Annotated in this window: 14 protein-coding genes; 8 read left to right on the top strand and 6 right to left on the bottom strand. The window is 68.5% G+C overall.

Annotated features, from left to right (window positions below; all coding sequences use genetic code 11):
* Window position 1 precedes the first annotated feature (1 nt).
* The 5 genes from ACYKG1_RS15165 (at window position 2) to ACYKG1_RS15185 (ending at window position 5,257) form a co-directional block, all read left to right on the top strand.
* Window positions 2-1,714, top strand: coding sequence for an alkaline phosphatase (locus tag ACYKG1_RS15165; protein WP_262228069.1), 1,713 nt, complete (start codon window positions 2-4; stop codon window positions 1,712-1,714).
* Entirely contained in the window at window positions 1,711-2,256 is a 546-nt protein-coding gene (locus ACYKG1_RS15170) for a WG repeat-containing protein (RefSeq protein WP_100473508.1), read from the top strand. The genes ACYKG1_RS15165 and ACYKG1_RS15170 overlap by 4 nt, the downstream gene beginning before the upstream one ends.
* 549 nt (window positions 2,257-2,805) lie before the next feature.
* Window positions 2,806-4,092 carry a tRNA lysidine(34) synthetase TilS gene (gene tilS / locus ACYKG1_RS15175; RefSeq protein ID WP_478470843.1) on the top strand — a complete coding sequence of 429 codons (1,287 nt, stop codon included), beginning with the start codon at window positions 2,806-2,808 and terminating at the stop codon, window positions 4,090-4,092.
* Between the two features lie 36 nt (window positions 4,093-4,128).
* Complete coding sequence (locus ACYKG1_RS15180; protein WP_005410522.1) at window positions 4,129-4,389, top strand: exodeoxyribonuclease VII small subunit; 261 nt, start codon at window positions 4,129-4,131, stop codon at window positions 4,387-4,389.
* The gene (locus ACYKG1_RS15185) at window positions 4,379-5,257 is read left to right on the top strand and encodes a polyprenyl synthetase family protein (protein WP_100473509.1); all 879 of its coding nucleotides are present in this window, start codon (window positions 4,379-4,381) and stop codon (window positions 5,255-5,257) included. The genes ACYKG1_RS15180 and ACYKG1_RS15185 overlap by 11 nt, the downstream gene beginning before the upstream one ends.
* Window positions 5,258-5,349: 92 nt before the next feature.
* Here ACYKG1_RS15185 and ACYKG1_RS15190 read toward each other — a convergent pair whose 3' ends face one another.
* Both ACYKG1_RS15190 and pmbA read right to left on the bottom strand, forming a co-directional pair.
* Entirely contained in the window at window positions 5,350-5,721 is a 372-nt protein-coding gene (locus tag ACYKG1_RS15190) for a DUF4870 domain-containing protein (RefSeq protein ID WP_100473510.1), read from the bottom strand.
* Between the two features lie 87 nt (window positions 5,722-5,808).
* Entirely contained in the window at window positions 5,809-7,176 is a 1,368-nt protein-coding gene (gene pmbA / locus ACYKG1_RS15195; protein ID WP_100473511.1) for a metalloprotease PmbA, read from the bottom strand.
* Window positions 7,177-7,244: 68 nt separating this feature from the next.
* Here pmbA and yjgA point away from each other — a divergent pair, with 68 nt between their 5' ends.
* Window positions 7,245-7,832, top strand: coding sequence for a ribosome biogenesis factor YjgA (gene yjgA / locus ACYKG1_RS15200; protein ID WP_100473512.1), 588 nt, complete (start codon window positions 7,245-7,247; stop codon window positions 7,830-7,832).
* A gap of 41 nt (window positions 7,833-7,873) precedes the next feature.
* On the opposite strand, the gene tldD is transcribed toward yjgA, so the two are convergent.
* The 4 genes from tldD to ACYKG1_RS15220 are packed head-to-tail and all read right to left on the bottom strand — an operon-like array spanning window position 7,874 to window position 15,347.
* Window positions 7,874-9,319, bottom strand: coding sequence for a metalloprotease TldD (gene tldD, locus ACYKG1_RS15205; RefSeq protein ID WP_478470844.1), 1,446 nt, complete (start codon window positions 9,317-9,319; stop codon window positions 7,874-7,876).
* A 60-nt stretch (window positions 9,320-9,379) separates the two neighbouring features.
* Window positions 9,380-13,228: a YhdP family protein gene (locus tag ACYKG1_RS15210; RefSeq protein WP_478470845.1), complete on the bottom strand. Its 3,849-nt coding sequence runs from the start codon at window positions 13,226-13,228 to the stop codon at window positions 9,380-9,382.
* Window positions 13,229-13,258: 30 nt separating this feature from the next.
* On the bottom strand, window positions 13,259-14,746 hold the full coding sequence (rng, locus tag ACYKG1_RS15215; RefSeq protein ID WP_005418079.1) for a ribonuclease G: 1,488 nt from the start codon (window positions 14,744-14,746) through the stop codon (window positions 13,259-13,261).
* Window positions 14,739-15,347 (bottom strand): Maf family nucleotide pyrophosphatase, encoded by a 609-nt coding sequence (locus ACYKG1_RS15220; RefSeq protein ID WP_100475231.1) that lies wholly within the window; start codon window positions 15,345-15,347, stop codon window positions 14,739-14,741. The genes rng and ACYKG1_RS15220 overlap by 8 nt, the downstream gene beginning before the upstream one ends.
* Before the next feature lie 130 nt (window positions 15,348-15,477).
* Here ACYKG1_RS15220 and ACYKG1_RS15225 point away from each other — a divergent pair, with 130 nt between their 5' ends.
* Both ACYKG1_RS15225 and ACYKG1_RS15230 read left to right on the top strand, forming a co-directional pair.
* Complete coding sequence (locus tag ACYKG1_RS15225) at window positions 15,478-16,215, top strand: SIMPL domain-containing protein (RefSeq protein ID WP_100473515.1); 738 nt, start codon at window positions 15,478-15,480, stop codon at window positions 16,213-16,215.
* A 216-nt stretch (window positions 16,216-16,431) separates the two neighbouring features.
* Window positions 16,432-17,082 (top strand): energy transducer TonB, encoded by a 651-nt coding sequence (locus ACYKG1_RS15230; protein WP_478470846.1) that lies wholly within the window; start codon window positions 16,432-16,434, stop codon window positions 17,080-17,082.
* Window positions 17,083-17,102: the final 20 nt, after the last annotated feature.

Consider the following 17,102-nt stretch of genomic DNA (forward strand, 5'->3'; position numbering starts at 1 on the left):
CATGCGCCGTTCCGTCTCCCTGTTGGCCGCCTGCGCCACCACCCTGCTGCTCGGCGCCTGCGCCAGCGCCAGTACCACCTCCGCCTCTGCCCCGGCCGGCCTGAAGGTCGCCGTCGATCCCGTCGCCCATCCGGCCGGCGAGACCCCGCAGTGGTGGTACCGCAGCGGCGCCGCCCAGGCCGCCGCCAACGGCGCGATGTCCGGCAAGGCCAAGAACGTCATCCTGTTCCTCGGCGACGGCATGAGCCTGACCACCGTGGCGGCCTCGCGCATCTACGAAGGCCAGCAGAAGGGCGGCTCGGGTGAAGAGAACCTGCTGTCGTGGGAGCGCTTCCCGGCCACGGCGTTCAGCAAGACCTACAACACCGATTCGCAGACCCCGGATTCGGCCGGCACCATGACCGCCATCACCACCGGCGTGAAGACCCACATGGGTGCGATCGGCGTCAGCGCCGGCAGCCGCACCGACTGCGCCGACAGCCTGTCCAAGGGCCTGCTGACCTGGCTGCAGCTGGCCGACAGCGCCGGCCTGGCCACCGGCGTGGTGTCCACCGCACGCCTGACCCATGCCACCCCGGCCGCCACCTACGCGCACTCGCCCGAGCGCAACTGGGAAAACGATACCGACCTGACTGAAGCGGCCAAGGCGGCCGGCTGCAAGGACATCGCCCAGCAGCTGCTGTCGACCTCGCGCTATGGCCGCGGCCCGCTGGTCGCCCTCGGCGGCGGCCGCGGTGAATTCACCACGGTGGAAGAGCGCGACCCGGAATACGACGACAAGGTCGGCCAGCGCCTGGACGGCCGCAGCCTGGTGCAGGAATGGCAGCAGGCGCATCCGCAGGGTGCCTACGTGTGGAACAGCACGCAGCTGGCGGCGGCCACCAACGCGCCGGCCATCCTCGGCCTGTTTGAACCGGACCACATGCGCTACGAGTACGAGCGCCCGCAGGATCCGGGTGGTGAGCCAAGCCTGGCCGAACTGACTGCCGCAGCCATCAGGAATCTGTCCAGGCACAAGGAAGGCTACGTGCTGATGATCGAAGGCGCGCGCATCGACCATGCCAACCACAGCGGCAACGCCTACCGTGCGCTGACCGAGACCGTGGCCCTGTCCGATGCGGTGCGCGTGGCCAACGAGCTGACCTCGGCCGACGACACCCTGATCATCGTCACCGCCGACCACTCGCACACGCTGAACTTCGTCGGCTACCCGGCACGCGGCAACCCGATCCTGGGCAAGGTCAAGGACAAGGGCGGCGAAGATGGCGCCGGCAAGCTGGACTACGCGCTGGACGGCAGCGGCCAGCCGTACACCACGCTGAGCTACGCCAATGGCCCGGGCCATACCGGCAGCAGCAACCAGCAGCCGGCCGGCCCGAAGCGCTACCCGCACAACCCGAGCAGCTTCGAACCGGCCAACGGCCGCCCGAACCTGCGCGAGGTCGACACCGAGCATCCGGACTACATGCAGGAAGCACTGGTGCCGATGAAGTCCGAGTCGCACGGCGGCGAAGACGTCGGCATCTGGGCGCGCGGCCCGGGCAGCAAGGCGATCCGCGGCACGCTGGAACAGAACGCGATCTACCACATGATCGTGCAGGCCACCCCCGCCCTGCGCGAGCGCCTGTGCCAGGCCGGCACCTGCGATGACAAGGGCGTGCCGGTGCAGCTGCCGGCACCGACAGCCTTCGAACGCAAGGCCGAGGCCAAGTGATCGCACGGCAGGCGCGCCCTGCCCCCGCCAGCGGCCGCCTTGCGTGGTCGCTGGCAGTGCTTGGCGTACTGGTCAGTACCCATGCAGCGGCCCAGGCACCGGCGTGCAAGCTGCTGACCGACGAACACGGACTGTGGCCGCTGCCCAACTGCGAGGTGATCGATCACCGGCCGAAGATCAGTGCCGACACGCTGAAGGACCTGAACTACGACGACCACGGCCTGGCCGTGGTGTATGCCGGGCAGGGCTTCCACTATGTCGACCGCAAGGGCCGCAGCCTGCCGGTACTGACCTGGGACAACGGTCCGGAAACACCGCAGGAAGGCCTGCTGCGCGCCCGCGTCGGCAACCGCGTCGGCTACTTCGACCTGAAGTTCCGCCAGGTGGTGCCCGGCACCTTCGATTTCGGCTGGCCGTTCCAGGATGGCGTGGCCGAGGTCTGCAACGGTTGCCGTCGCGGTACGCCGGATGCCGATGGCCACACGCCGATGGAAGGCGGAGAGCGGTTCCGGATCGACCGCTCGGGCCGTCGGGTGAAGTAGGTTTTTCGGCAGGGCTGCGCCCTGCACCTGCCGAAGCCAAATCAAGATCAAAAGCGGCTCTGGTTTTCTGTGAGTTGGGCGGGGCGGTGTCGGATTGCGGGGACGCCGTCAACCCATCCATGGGGGCTTGGCCGCGGCATCCATGCCGCGGACACCCCGCAATCCGACACCGCCCCACCTCCGACAGATCTCCGGTGACGGTTGGACCATCCACGCTTTGCGTGGATGAAATCTGTCAGATATCGAAATAAATCGGGGTCAGATCCGTTTTCCGCAGGAAAACGGATCTGACCCCCTCGGCAACCCCTTCGGCATGTCCAACAGACCGCAGGAAACTGTCGAAGGCGGGGTGGGTCCGGTTGCGGGGGCGTGAGCCGCATGGATGCGGCGACCGAGCTTACATGGACGTACTTGCAGCGCCCCCCGCAACCGGACCCACCCCGCCAACCCTCAGGAAACCAGCTGTTGCTGTTGCTTCGGCCGTTGCCGTTGCTTGCGCGTCTGCGGGTGCAGGGCGCAGCCCTGCCGAGCAACCCTATACTTGCCGCCGTGACTGCCTTCCCTTCCCTCGTTCCGCTGGATGCACCACTGCTGGTGGGCTACAGCGGCGGCGTCGACTCGACCGTGCTGCTGCACTGGCTGTGGCACTGCGCGCGTGCCTCCGGCACCACGCTGCGTGCGGTGCATGTGCACCACGGCCTGCACCCCGATGCGGACGACTGGGTGCTGCACTGCCAACAACAATGCGCAGCACTGGGTATTGAACTGGCCGTGCATCGCGTGCAGGTCGACCACACCCTGGGCCTGGGCCTCGAAGGCGCGGCACGGCAGGCGCGACGTGCCGCGTTTGCCGCCGAACTGCGCGACGGCGAAACACTGGCGCTGGCGCAGCACCTGGACGACCAGGCCGAGACCTTCCTGCTGCGTGCCTTGCGTGGTTCCGGCGTCGATGGCCTTGCCGCGATGTCCGCGGACAGCCACCTGGGCGAACACCGTTTGTGGCGACCGCTGCTGGCGGTGCCGCGCAGTGCGCTGCTCGACCATGCCCGGCAATACGCACTGCATTGGATAGAAGATCCCAGCAATGCCGACGACCACGCCGATCGCAACTTCCTGCGCCTGCAGGTGCTGCCGCTGCTGCGCCAGCGCTGGCCGCACGCCGCTGCGGCACTGGCGGGCAGCGCGATGCACTGCGGGCAGACCCGCGAGCTGCTGGAGGAGGAAGACGCCGAGCTGATCGCGCATCTGGAGGTCGCACCGCGGGTGCTGTCGCTGCAGCTGCTGCGCCAGGTATCACCGGGCCGTGCAGCACGCGTGCTGCGCGCCTGGGTGGCCGGCCACGGTGCGGAGCCGCTGCCGGCCACGGTGCTGCAGCAGGCACTGGACGAGCTGCTGCCGGCCGGCAACGATCGCCAGGCGCGGGTACGCTGGCACCATCATGCCATCCAGCAATGGCGCGATCATGCCTATCTCCTGCCCGCCCAGCTGCCGGCGCTTCCCCATGACTGGCAGGCCGAATGGGATGGACGCGCGCCATTGGCGTTGCCCGATGGCGGTCAACTGCGCCTGCAGGGCGCCCCGGCCTTCGAGCGCCGATTGCAGGTCCGTGCACGCGTGGGCGGGGAGCGCATCCTGCTGCCCGGTCGCCAGCATTCGCATGCGCTGAAGGACTGCCTGCAACGCGAACACCTTGCCCCCTGGCGACGCGCCCAACTGCCGCTGGTCTTCGATGGACCACAGCTGCTTGCCGCCGCCGACGTGGTCATTGCGGCTCCCCTGCAGGCCTGGTTGCAGGCCCATGACGCGCAGCTGCAGTGGCGTCCCGGCGGCTGGTGAATTGACCCCCGCCCGCGGCCCGTCCACACTTGCCACATGGCCAAGAAGTCCCCCGAAAACGCCTCCCCTGTCGCCCAGTTCGAGCAGTCGCTCGAATCGCTGGAGCAGTTGGTGGAGCAGATGGAAACCGGCGAGCTGAGCCTGGAAGCCTCGCTCAGTGCTTACGAACGTGGCGTCGGTCTGTACCGCCAGTGCCAGCAGGCGCTGGAGCAGGCCGAACTGCGCGTGCGCCTGCTCAGCGATCCGGCGCAGCCGGAAGCCTCCGAGCCTTTCGATCCGCCCAGCCATGACGGCTGAAGTTCAGTTCGCGCGCTGGCGCGACCGTATCGAAAGCCAGCTCGACGCCGCCCTGCCCTCGCCTGCCGAAGCACCGCAGCGCCTGCACCAGGCCATGCGCTATTCGGTGCTGGGCGGTGGCAAGCGCATGCGTCCGCTGCTGGTGTATGCCAGTGGCCACCTGTTCGGCGCACAGCCTGAAAACCTGGATGCGGCGGCGATGGCCGTCGAGCTCATCCACGCCTATTCGCTGGTGCATGACGACCTGCCGGCGATGGACGATGACGCCCTGCGACGCGGCAAGCCGACCACGCACATCGCCTTCGATGAAGCCACCGCGATCCTGGCCGGCGACGCCCTGCAGACCCGTGCCTTCGGCCTGCTGGCCGATGCGCCGCTGCCGGCCACGCTGCGCGTGGCCTGCCTGCAGACCCTGGCCCACGCGTCCGGCGCCTCCGGCATGTGCGGCGGCCAGGCGCTGGACATCGATGCCACCGGCCAGCAGCAGGCACTGGCGGCACTGACCCGCATGCATGCACTGAAGACCGGCGCGCTGATCCGTGCAGCGGTGCGCATGGGTGCGCTGTGTGGCCAGGCCCACGAGCCGCAGCTGGCCCAGCTCGACAGCTTTGCCGACGCGCTCGGCCTGGCCTTCCAGGTACGCGATGACATCCTCGATGTCGAGGCCAGTTCCGAACAGCTGGGCAAGACTGCCGGCAAGGATCAGGCACAGGACAAGAGCACGTTCCCCGCCCTGCTCGGCATGGACGGTGCGAAGGCCCAGCTTCACGAACTCGCAGCACGCATGCAGGCGATCCTGGCCGGATATGGCGAGGAAGCCGATCCGCTGCGCGCGCTGGCAACACTGGCGGTGGAGCGCGATCACTGATCGCTGTCGGGCTGTGCGCCCGCCGGGCGTGGCCCACATGGAAACGCCCGGCAATGCCGGGCGTTTCTTTTTGCGTCGTTGATCGTTGCCGCTTACTTGATCAGGCGCAGGGTGAACGGGTAGCGGTAGGCTTCGCCGTTGTTGGCCTTCACTGCGGCAATGATGCAGAACACCAGGTTGATGATGCCGACGATCGGGGCCAGGATGCCGCCGATGATCACGATCATCAGGATGATGCTGATGACCATGGCAATGGTCACGGTGATCTGGAAGTTCAGGGCTTCCTTGGCCTGGTCGGTCACGAAGGCCTTGCCAGCATCGTCCTTGTTGATCAGCCAGATGATCAACGCGCCGATGAAGCCGGTGAAGATGCCCAGCAGGTGCGCGGCCAGGGCCATGGTGCGCTGGTCGGCCGGCACGTCGGTGGTGGCCGGCGGCGGCGGGACGTTATCGAATTCGCTCACGACAAAACTCCTTTTCATTGGGTGGTCTTGACCCACCAGCACCAAGCTGGTCGCGTCAGGCGGGCATAGCTTACGCCATCAATGCCATCAATCATTACCGGCGATGGTCATCCGCCCCAGCAGGATCGAACCAGTCCGGATGTGCGAGCGCGGATCGACGTCGCTGCCAACCGCCTCGATACTGCTGAACATCTCACGCAGGTTGCCGGCGATGGTGATGCCGTCCACCGGGTACTGGATCTCGCCATTCTCGACACGGAAGCCGCCCGCGCCCCGCGAGTAATCGCCGGTGACCCCGTTCACGCCCTGCCCCATCAGCTCGGTCACCAGCAGGCCGTCGCCCATCTGCCGGGCGATCTCCTCCAGCGGGCCGGCATTGGCCGCCAGCTGCAGGTTGTGCACGCCACCGGCATTGGCGGTGGTCTGCAGGCCCAGCTTGCGCGCCGAATAACTGCCCAGCACGTAACGCTGCAGGACGCCGTCACGGACCAGCGCCGAAGCACGGGTGGCCACGCCGTCGCCGTCGAACGCGGCCGAACGCAGGCCGCGGCGCAGGTGCGGCAGTTCGTCGATCTGCATCCATTCCGGGAACAGGCGCTGGCCGACGCTGTCCAGCAGGAAGCTGGCCTGGCGGTACAAGGCGCCGCCGGACACCGCCGACAGCAGGTGGCCGACCAGGCTGCGCGCAACTTCCGGGGCGAACAGCACCGGCATGCTGCCGGTGGCCAGCGAACGCGGCTGCAGGCGGGCCACGGTGCGCTCGGCGGCACGACGGCCGACCAGGCCCACGTCTTCCAGATCCTCCCGGGCCAGCGCGCTGGTGTACCAGCCATCACGCTGCATGCCATCGCCCTGGCCGGCGATCAGCGCGCAGCCGATCGAATGGTGGGTGCCGCGCTCACGGCCGAAGAAGCCATGCGAGTTGGCATACACCGACAGGCTCTGCATGCTCGACACCGAGGCGCCGTCGGAATTGCGGATCTGCACGTCGGCCTCGCGGCCGGCGGCCTCGCAGGCCAGGGCCAGGTCCACCGCCTCATCGGCCTGAAGCGCCCACGGGTGCCAGGCATCCAGATCCGGGAAATCGGTGGCCATCAGCGCCGCCTCGGCCAGGCCGGCGGCCGGGTCATCCTCGGTATGCCGGGCGATCGCACAGGCCTGCTCGACCGTAGCGGCCAGGCTGGCCTCGTTCAGGTCGCCGGTGCTGGCACTGCCCTTGCGTTGGCCGAAATAGACGGTCACCGCAATGCCCCGGTCGCGGGTTGACTGCACGGTCTCCACTTCACCCAGGCGGACATTGACCTCCAGGCCACGGTCCTCGCTGCAGCTGACCTCGGCCTGGCTGGCGCCCAGCGCGCGGGCGCGGTCGAGCAGCTGCTGGGAGAGGTCGGCCAGCCGTTCCAGCCGGGCCGGGCTGTCGTCGCCGACGGCCACTTCAGGGGCGATCACGTTCAATGCTTTATCCTGTGCGGGTTGGGCCCGGCATCACGCCGGGCGACTTTTTTTGAGATCAGGTAGGGACGATGCGCGGACGCGACGAAGAAACCGGTGAATTCCACGACAAGAGCCGCAGCCAGAACCGGCGCGACGCACTCGACGTGCTGGCCCTGGGCGAGAAGCTGGTGTCGCTGACCCCGGCCCAGCTGGCGCGCCTGCCGATTCCGGAAGACCTGCTGCCGCACATCGCCGAGTGCAAGCGCATCACCGCCCATATCGCCCACAAGCGCCAGCTGGCGTTCCTGGCCAAGCACATGCGCCGCGAAGAGGACGCCACGCTGGATGCGATCCGCGATGCGCTGGACGCCAACAGCGAAACCGGCCGCCGCGAAGTGGCGATGATGCACCGCGTGGAAGACTGGCGCGAGCGCCTGCTGGCCGAGGGTGACAAGGCGCTGGCTGCACTGCTGGACGACTACCCGCAGGCCGACCGCCAGCAGCTGCGCACGCTGGTGCGCAATGCGCAGGCCGAGAAAGCGAAGAACAAGCCGCCGCGCGCCTATCGCGAGATCTACCAGGTGCTGCGCGGCCTGATGCTGCCGGCCGCGCTGGGCCTGAAGGCCAGCGCCGAAGACGCCGCCCCCGTCGAGGGCGACGAAGCCGACGAGGACTGAGTCCGCGCCGGCCAGGGCGGTGGCCGCGGCCATCGCCATGCTCAGGCCTGGGTACCGCCGACGGTGATGCCCTCGATCAACAGCGAGGGCTGGCCGACACCCACGGGCACACTCTGCCCGTCCTTGCCACAGATGCCCACGCCCTCGTCCAGGGCCAGGTCGTTGCCGACCATGCGCACCTTCTGCATGGTTTCCGGGCCGTTGCCGATCAGGGTCGCGCCCTTCACCGGCGTGGTGATGCGGCCATCCTCGATCAGGTAGGCCTCGGTGGCCGAGAACACGTACTTGCCGCTGGTGATATCGACCTGGCCGCCACCGAAATTGACGGCGTACAGGCCCTTCTTCACCGAACGGATCATTTCCTGCGGGTCGTGCTGGCCGGCGCGCATGTAGGTGTTGGTCATGCGCGGCATGGTCAGGTGCGCGAAGGATTCGCGGCGGCCGTTGCCGGTCGGCGCCACGCCCATCAGGCGGGCGTTGAGGCTGTCCTGCATGTAACCGACCAGGATGCCGTCCTCGATCAAGGTGGTGCACTGGCTGGGATGACCCTCGTCGTCGATGTTCAACGAACCGCGGCGACCGTCCAGCGTGCCGTCATCGACGATGGTCACGCCCGGGGCGGCAACGCGCTCGCCGATGCGGCCGGCGTAGACGCTGGTGCCCTTGCGGTTGAAGTCGCCTTCCAGGCCATGGCCGACCGCTTCGTGCAGCAGCACGCCGGGCCAGCCCGGACCAAGCACCACCGGCATCACCCCGGCCGGCGCCGGCACCGCGTCCAGGTTCACCAGCGCCTGGCGCAGCGCTTCGCGGGCGAACGCTTCGGGGCGGCCGTCGGCGAACAGCTGGTCGTAGCCATAACGGCCACCGCCACCGGCATAGCCGGACTCACGACGGCCGTTCTGCTCGACGATCACCTGCACGTTCAGGCGCACCAACGGGCGCACGTCAGCGCCCAGCACACCGTCGCTGCGGGCGATCAGTACCGTATCGACGCCGCCGGACAGGCTCACCATCACCTGCTTCACGCGCGGGTCGGCGGCGCGCAGGTAGCCATCCAGGCGCTTGAGCACCTCGACCTTGGCCTCGTTGCCGATGCCATCGATCGGATCCAGCGCCGGGTACAGCGCGCGCGCGTTGCCGCGCAGCAGCGACCGCCCGGACTGGGCGCCGCCCTCGCGCGAGATCGCGCGCGCCGACTGCGCCGCCACCCGCAGCGCATCGGCATGGATGTCATCGGAGTAGGCGAAGCCGGTCTTCTCGCCGGAAATCGCCCGCACGCCCACGCCCTGCTCGATGGAATGGGCGCCGTCCTTGACGATGCCGTCTTCCACGCTCCAGCTCTCGCGGCGGGCGTGCTGGAAATAAAGGTCGCCGAAGTCCACACCGGGGCCGAGCAGCTGGCCGAAGGTGCGCTCCAGGCCAGCGGTATCCAGGCCGCCGGGGCGCAGCAGGCGGTCTTGGGCAAGCGTCAGGGCGATATCAGTCATGGTTCTCGATCTGGGGATGCGGGGGCGCTCAGGCAAGCCCCGTGGACAGGAAAGCCGTGCTCAACGCGGGCGCGGCAGGCCGGTGACGGTCGGCGGAATGGCCGGTGCCGGTACGGGGGGCGGAGCCTTGTCGCGACTGCGCTCGATCACTTCCACCTTCGGTTCCTTCCATGGACCGGTCACCTTGTAGGTACGGGCGCCAATCTCGCCCAGCGGCTTGGACAATACCGCATTGGTGGCCGCGCCCAGCGCCGCCCCCACCGGGCCACCGGCCACCGCACCGACCACGGTCAACAGGTTGCCCGCGCGCGGGTTGACGTCGATGGTCTGGTCGAACTGCTGGTTGCGCAGGTCGGCCTCGCCACGGATGGTGATGTTGGCTGCCGGGCCTTCGATCAGCACCTTGTCGGTGCGCGCCATGCCCTGGCCGAACTGCATGCTGCCGTCGATCTGGTTGAACGCGAAGCCCTTGGAGAAGAAGTCGCGGAAGTCGAACATCAGGCGCCGCGGCAGCTGGGTCACGCTGAGCAGGCCCAGCACGCGGCCTGCGCCCGGCTCCAGTTCCAGCAGCTGGCCGTTGCGCGCGTGCAGGTCCAGGCGTCCCTGCAGGTTGCCCAGCTGGAAGTCCGACGGACCGCCACTCCACGTGGCCTGCAGCTGCGCCTGGCCGGAACCGCCACGCAGCTGGCCACCGTAATCGAGGTTCTGCATCAACCCGCCCAGATCCTCGCTGCGCACCTGTGCGGTCAGCTCGGTGCGGCCCCCCCCGGTAGGGCCCAACCAGCGACCGCTGATGTCGATCTCCTGGTCCGGCGCACGGAAGCGCAGCTCGTCCACGTTCAGGCCATTGGCCAGCGGGCGCGTACGCAGCACCGCCTGCCCCAGCACCACCTTGCCGAACTTCAGGTCGGCGATGTCCAGGGCGAATGGCGGCAGCTTGGCCGGGTCCATGTCGTTGGCGCCGGCCTGTACCCGTGCCGGTGCGGCCGGTGCACCCGGAACCGCCGGCAGTGACTGCCAGTGCACGCGGTCCAGCTGGCCACTGATGGTGCCGCCGTCTGCATTGGGGACGGTCAGGCGCCCGGCCAGCGACGGGCCGTCCAGGCGCACATCCAGTGCCTGCGCTCCCGGGCGCAGCTGCAACCGGGTCTGCTCGAACACGCCACCGATCAGCTTCAACTGGCCGACCTGCACGTCCACCGCACGCAGTGGCATGGTGTCGTCATCACTGCCACCACGCGCAAGGCTGATCCATTCCAGGGCGTCCAGGGTCGGGCTGCGGCCATTGACGGTCAATCCGCTCGGCGGCGGCTCGCGATCGACATGGTCGCTGCCCAGCGTCACCTGCACCCCGGCCTGGTTGTTGTGGCTGCGTGCGGCCAGGGCCAGGCGCTGGCCGAAGGCCACATCGATGCGCCCGGCGCCCATTGGCAGCTGCGCGGCCACGGTGGTCGGCAATGGCTCGGCAGCCGGTTTGTCCAGCGGCGCCGGCAGGTCCAGCCGGGTGCCGACCAGGTCCGAACTCAAACGCAGCTCGCTGGGCGGCGCAGGTGCCCCGGGCGCCACCTTGGGCAGGTTGACCGCGATGGTCCATGCCGAAGTGCCGGAGATGTAAGGCTTGAGCCAGGCCATTTCCGGTGCGCGGTCGATCAGCACGCCGGCATCAAGATGGGCCGTCAGCTGCGACTCGAAGGCCCGCGTGCTGTCGTGCACGTAGCCGCCGGCGCGCAGGCTCAGCCGACCGTCCTGGCCAAGGTGGCGCACCGACAGTGCCTCGGCATCGAAACCGCCATTGCTGTAGCGCGCCTGCCCGTGCATGTTGTCGAAGGCGAGCTGGAAGCGCTTGTCGACCAGTTTCACGCCGGCCAGATCGACCGACCCCTGCAGGTGGCCGCCACCTTCATCGTGGTGCAGTGGCTGCAGCAGGTCGAAGGTCACATGCGCCGGGCCAGCGGCGGTGAGGTTGTCCAGGGTGTCGCCATAATCCTTGTGCAGCGGGCTCTGCCGCAGCATTGCCAGCAGTTTGCCGGCCTCGCTCTGCGCGTCGGCGCGCACGTACAGCGGCTGCTGCCCGAAGTCCTTGATGCCTGCCTCGAATTTCTGCACCGCCACGCCCGCCAGGTCGCCGCGCCCGTGCATGTCGAAGCCGGGGCCGATGAAGGCGATATCGGCATCGACCTGGCTCATCAGCGGCCAGTCGTGCTGGAAGCGGATGTCGCCGTTGGTGATGTGGCCGGTGGCCTCGAAGCGGCCATCGTTGTTGTCGAACGGCCAGTCGTCCAGGTCACCGCTGACCAGGCCGATACCGTTGCGCACCTGGCCGCCGGCCAGCGCCATGTCCAACCAGTCGGTGGCGCCCTTGCTCATCTTGGAGTGGATCCAGAAGCGCTTGGCCGCGGTCATCGGCACATCGTCCAGCTTGGCCGCCAGCTGCAGCCACGGCCGGGTGCCGTCGCCCTGGAACCAGACACCACCGCGCACATCGGCCGCATAGTCGGTGCCTTCCACGCGCATCGCCGCCGTGCCGATGCGCCAGCCACCGCCTTCATCGCGCCAGCCCACCACCTGGCCCGCCAGATGCAGATCGTGGCGCACGCCGAAGCCGGTCGGCCAATCGAACTGCAGCTGTCGTTGCGGCGGCAGCTGCAGGCTGAAGCCATCCGCGTCGCCTTCGAAGCGCCCGCCCAGGCCGCGCAGACCGGGCGAATTGCCCACGCTGGCGAAGCCCAGCGACTGCAGCTCGCCCTGTGCCCACAAGGGGCCATCGCGTTCGCCGGCCAGCGTCAGGTCGCGAACGTCCAGCTGCGGCCTGGACAGGAAAAGCCAGCGGCGCAGGCCCGGTTCAAGGCGATCGCTCAGCGCCAGTGCGCGCAGCGCAATACCGGCCTGCACCGCACCGGCGTTCACCCGCAGCTGCTGGCCGACCTGCAGCTGCAGGCCATCGAGCTGCTGTTCGCCTTCTTCGGTCTTCAGGCGCAGGCGCGGTACCTGCAACGCCCAGCCATCGGCCTGGCGCTGCCAGCGCAGGCGGGCCTGCAGCCGTTGCAGCTGCAGCTGCGGTGCCGCCATGCCGGGCATCGGCGCGCCGTCAATGCGCACCTCGCGCAGGTCCGAATCGGTGGTCAGCGCCACCGGTGCGAAGTCTCGCAGGGTCAACCACAGGTTCAGCTCGCCCTTGCCCTCGCGAAGGCGCGCACCACCGGCCGCCAGCAAGGGCGACCAGGCATGGAAATCGACCGGGTCGGCGCCCAGCCAGGCCTGGCCGTTGCCGCGCACACGGTCCACGTCCAGTACCGCAGTCAGCGGCAGCGCTTCGGCGTGCGCCCAGGCGCGCACGCCCACACGCAGGCGATCGCCATTGACCCGCATGCGCAGGTCGATGCGCGGCAGGGTGGTGTCGATGCCCAGCGCCGGCGCGTGCACGCCCAGGCGGCCTCCGATCACCTGCAGCTCGCCCAGCCGGCGCATCGCATCCAGGGGATCACCGCCGTTGCCGGGCTGCGGCAACCCGCGTACCGACCAGCGTCCATCCTCGTCCTGCTGCAGGTCCAGCACCAGGCCACGCAGGCGCAGCTCGGTCAGCGAGCGCCCCGGCAACAGCCCGCTGTACATCGACACCAGCACCTCGGCCTCACCGATCGCCAGGCCCTGCCCGGCGCCGATGCGCAGGCCCTTCAGCTGCAGCAGCGGGCCGCGGCGGGTCCAGGCAGTCTGCAGCCGGTCGAAACGCACCGGCTGGCCGGCACGCTCACTCAACCAGGCGGCAATCCTGTCGGGATGACGCTCGGCCAGCGGCAGCAGCTGGCTGAGCGTGCCCACCAGCAGTGCAAGCCCGACCAGGCCCACCGCACAGGCGGCGATGAAATGACGGCGGATCCTTCGCAGTCGCAGGCGCGGCGGCGCACTCATCGGCCACCGCCGGCCTGCAGCCGGCGAGGATCAGAGCAGAACGACATCGAATTGCTCCTGCAGGTACTGCTCGTCCGCCTGGAAACGGATGCTCTTGCCGAGGAACTCTTCCAGCTCGGCCACCGCCGAGGATTCCTCATCGGTGATGCGTGCGACCACCTTGGTCGAAGCGATCACCAGCAGGCGCGCGGCATCGAACTGGCGCACGGCACGGGTGATCTCACGGAAGATCTCGTAGGTCACCGTCTCGGTGGTCTTGATGCTGCCGCGGCCGCTGCACTGCGGGCAGGTCTCCGACAGCTGGCGCTCCAGGCTTTCCACAGTGCGCTTGCGGGTCATCTCCACCAGGCCCAGCGGCGAGAAATCATAGACCGTGGTCTTGGCATGGTCGCGGGCCAGTGCCTTTTCCAGCGTGCGCAGCACCTGGCGGCGGTGCTCTGCATCATCCATGTCGATGAAGTCGATGATGATGATGCCGCCCAGGTTGCGCAGCCGCAGCTGCCGCGCCACCGCCTGCGCCGCTTCCAGGTTGGTGCGGAACACCGTTTCTTCCAGATTGCGCTGGCCGAGGAACGAACCGGTATTGACGTCGATCGTGGTCATCGCTTCGGTCTGGTCGATCACCAGATAGCCACCGGACTTGAGTGGTACCTGCTTGTCCAGCGCGCGGCCGATCTCGTCCTCCACGCCGAACATGTCGAAGATCGGGCGGTCACCGGAATACAGCTCCAGCTTCTCGGCCAGCACCGGCATGTACTTGGCGACGAAGGCCTGCAGCTGGCCGAAGGTCTCCTTCGAGTCCACCTTCACCTTGTCCACGTCCTTGCGGATCAGGTCGCGCACCGACCGCAGCGGCAGGCTCAGGTCTTCATAGATGATGCTGCACGACGGCGCTTCGCGGCCGCGGCGTTCGACCACGTTCCACACGCGCGACAGGTAGGCGATGTCCTCGGCAATGGCCTCGGCCGGCTGGCCTTCGGCGTTGGTGCGCACGATGTAACCGTAGCCACCGTGCTGTGCCGACAATTCGGTCACCAGCGCCTTAAGGCGGGCGCGCTCGGTTTCGTCTTCGATGCGGGCCGACACGCCCACCACCTTGGACTGCGGCAGCAGCACCATGTAACGCGAGGGAATACTGATCTGCGTGGTCAGGCGTGCGCCCTTGGTGCCGATCGGGTCCTTGACCACCTGCACCACGATGTCCTGGCCATCGCGCAGCAGCTCGACGATCGGCACGCTGGCCGGCGGCGGCAGGGTGGTGTTCTCGGTGTCGGCGCTGGCCACCGGCGCCGGGCGCACTACGTCGTTGGCATGCAGGAACGCCGCCCGCTCCAGGCCGACTTCGACGAAGGCGGCCTGCATGCCGGGCATGACCCGCTGCACCTTGCCCTTGTAGATGTTGCCAACCACGCCACGGCGCCAACCGCGCTCGATGTGCAGTTCCTGCAGCATGCCATTTTCGATCACCGCGACCCGGGTCTCGCGCGGGGTCACGTTGACCAGGATTTCCTCAGACATCGGCAGCCTCCCTGGCGGCATCGGCAGTGGGGGCCGGCACGCCACAGCGCGCCAGCAGACGATCGGTGTGCAGCAGCGGCAACCCCATTACACCGGAGTAGCTGCCGGAAAGGTGTTCGATCCAGCGTTCGGCCCCACCCTGGATGGCGTAGGCACCGGCCTTGTCCAGCGGCTCGCCGGTGGCGACATAGGCGGCGATGTCGGCGGCGTCGATCGGGGCGAAGGTCACCTCGGATATGACCAGCTCGCTGTCCAGGCCGGCCGCGTCGACCACCACGACCGCAGTCATCACCTGGTGGGTGCGCCCGGCCAGTCTGGCCAGCATCGCCCGCGCATCGGCGGCATCGGCCGGCTTGCCGAAGACCTCGCCATCGAGCACCACCTCGGTGTCCGAACCGAGCACGCGCGCCTGCGGGTCACCAGCCAGTACCTCGGCCAGGCCGGCGCGCGCCTTGTCGGCGGCGACCCGGCACACGTACTGCTCGGCACTTTCAGCCGCCGCGCGCTGCTCGACGACCTCCAGGTCCAGGGCCTGGAAGGGGCGCCCGAGTCGGGACAGAAGCTGGTTGCGTCGGGGGGAGCGGGAAGCAAGATAGAGCATCGGCACAGCATAACCTGAGGCCGCCACCTGAATCGCCGGCAACCCGTTCCGGAACGCGTACAACCCCGAACAGGCTCACAGCGCGTTCATCGCTACGACACCACCCTCACTGCCACAACAAGGAGATCCCATGCGCCTGACCGCCACCCCGTTGCTGCTTGCCCTGTCCCTTGCCCTTGGAACCTCGATGACCGCCCATGCCGCTCCGTCGTCGCCGTCGATCGCCGCCGCGGCCGAAGGCACCCTGTTGAACATCTCGGCCAACGCCGAGGCAACCCGCGTGCCGGATGTCGCCACCCTCTCGGCCGGCGTGGTCACCCAGGCCGCCGACGGCAACAGCGCCATGCGCCAGAACGCCCAGCAGATGGACAAGGTGCTGGCCGCAATCAAGGCCGCCGGCATTGCCGAGCGTGACGTGCAGACCAGCGGCATCAGTCTCAATCCGCAGTACCGCTATGCCGACAACGAAGCGCCGAAGATCACCGGCTACCAGGCCAACAATACGGTCAGCCTGAAGGTGCGCGACATCGCCAAGCTCGGCAAGGTGCTGGATGCACTGGCCGCTCAGGGTGCCAACCAGATCAACGGCCCCAGCTTCGAGATCGACCAGCCCGAACCGGTCTATGACGAAGCCCGCCTGGCCGCCTTGAAGAAGGCCCAGGCCCGCGCCCAGACCTATGCCAAGTCGTTGGGCCTGCAGGTGCGCCGCATCGTCAGCATCTCCGAGAACAGCAACGGCGGCTTCCGCCCGATGCCGGTGATGCGCACCATGGCAGCCGGTGCGGCGATGGACAAGGCCACCACCGTCGCGCCGGGCGAATCGACGGTCTCGGTCAACCTGGACGTGGTGTTCGAACTGGGCCGCTGATCGCGTCCGCCGCGCTCGACCCGGGCGGGCCCCGCAGGGGGCCCGCCTTTTTCATGCGCGCCGCCGGCACTGGCTGAAGGCCAGCCCAACGATCTTGCCCCTGCCTCTAGGCAGTGGCCGCCATGCCGCGCTACTGATGGACTGCCAGCCGCGTGCGGCAACCCCGCCACGGGCCCTGGTGCGTTGAGGACTTCGTCACTGGCATGGAGGTGGATCATGGTTCGTACGTACCCCGTTGCATCCCCGCATTTCGACCCTGCCCGCGTTGCCGCCTGGAGCGCGGCGATCGCCCTGCATCTGCTGGCCTTCCTGTTGCTGCTCATCCCTGCGACCTACCAGGCGGTGCAGGTCCCGCGTGACAAGACCACGGTCAGGCTGATCGAGAAGATCCCGCCGACACCGCCCCCGCCGGTGCTGCAGGAACCGAAGGAAGTGGCCCGGATCGTGCCGAAACCGCAGGCCCAGCCGGTCACGCCGCCGCTGCCGGCCCCCACCGCGACCGTGGAGGAAACCCAGGGCATCGCACTGCCGGCGGCCGAACCGGCCCCGCCGCAACTCGCCCCGAGCATCGACACGTCCACCCCGTTGGCCGGCGCCCAGTTGCAATACCGCAACGCCCCGCCGCCGAGCTACCCGATCCAGTCCCTGCGCAACCACGAACAGGGCACGGTGCTGTTGCGGGTGGAAGTGGACACCCAGGGTCAGCCGGTAGCCGTCAGCGTCGAGCGCAGCAGCGGCTCACGCAACCTGGACCAGGCCGCTCGCCAGCAGGTGCTCAGGCACTGGCGCTTCGAGCCTGCCCAGCGTGACGGCGTGGCGGTTCCGGCCATCGGCATGGTGCCGGTGCAGTTCTCGCTGCCGGATTGAGCGAGCTTCCGGCCCGGCCT

It is taken from the genome of Stenotrophomonas sp. 85239_Sma, assembly GCF_056481725.1.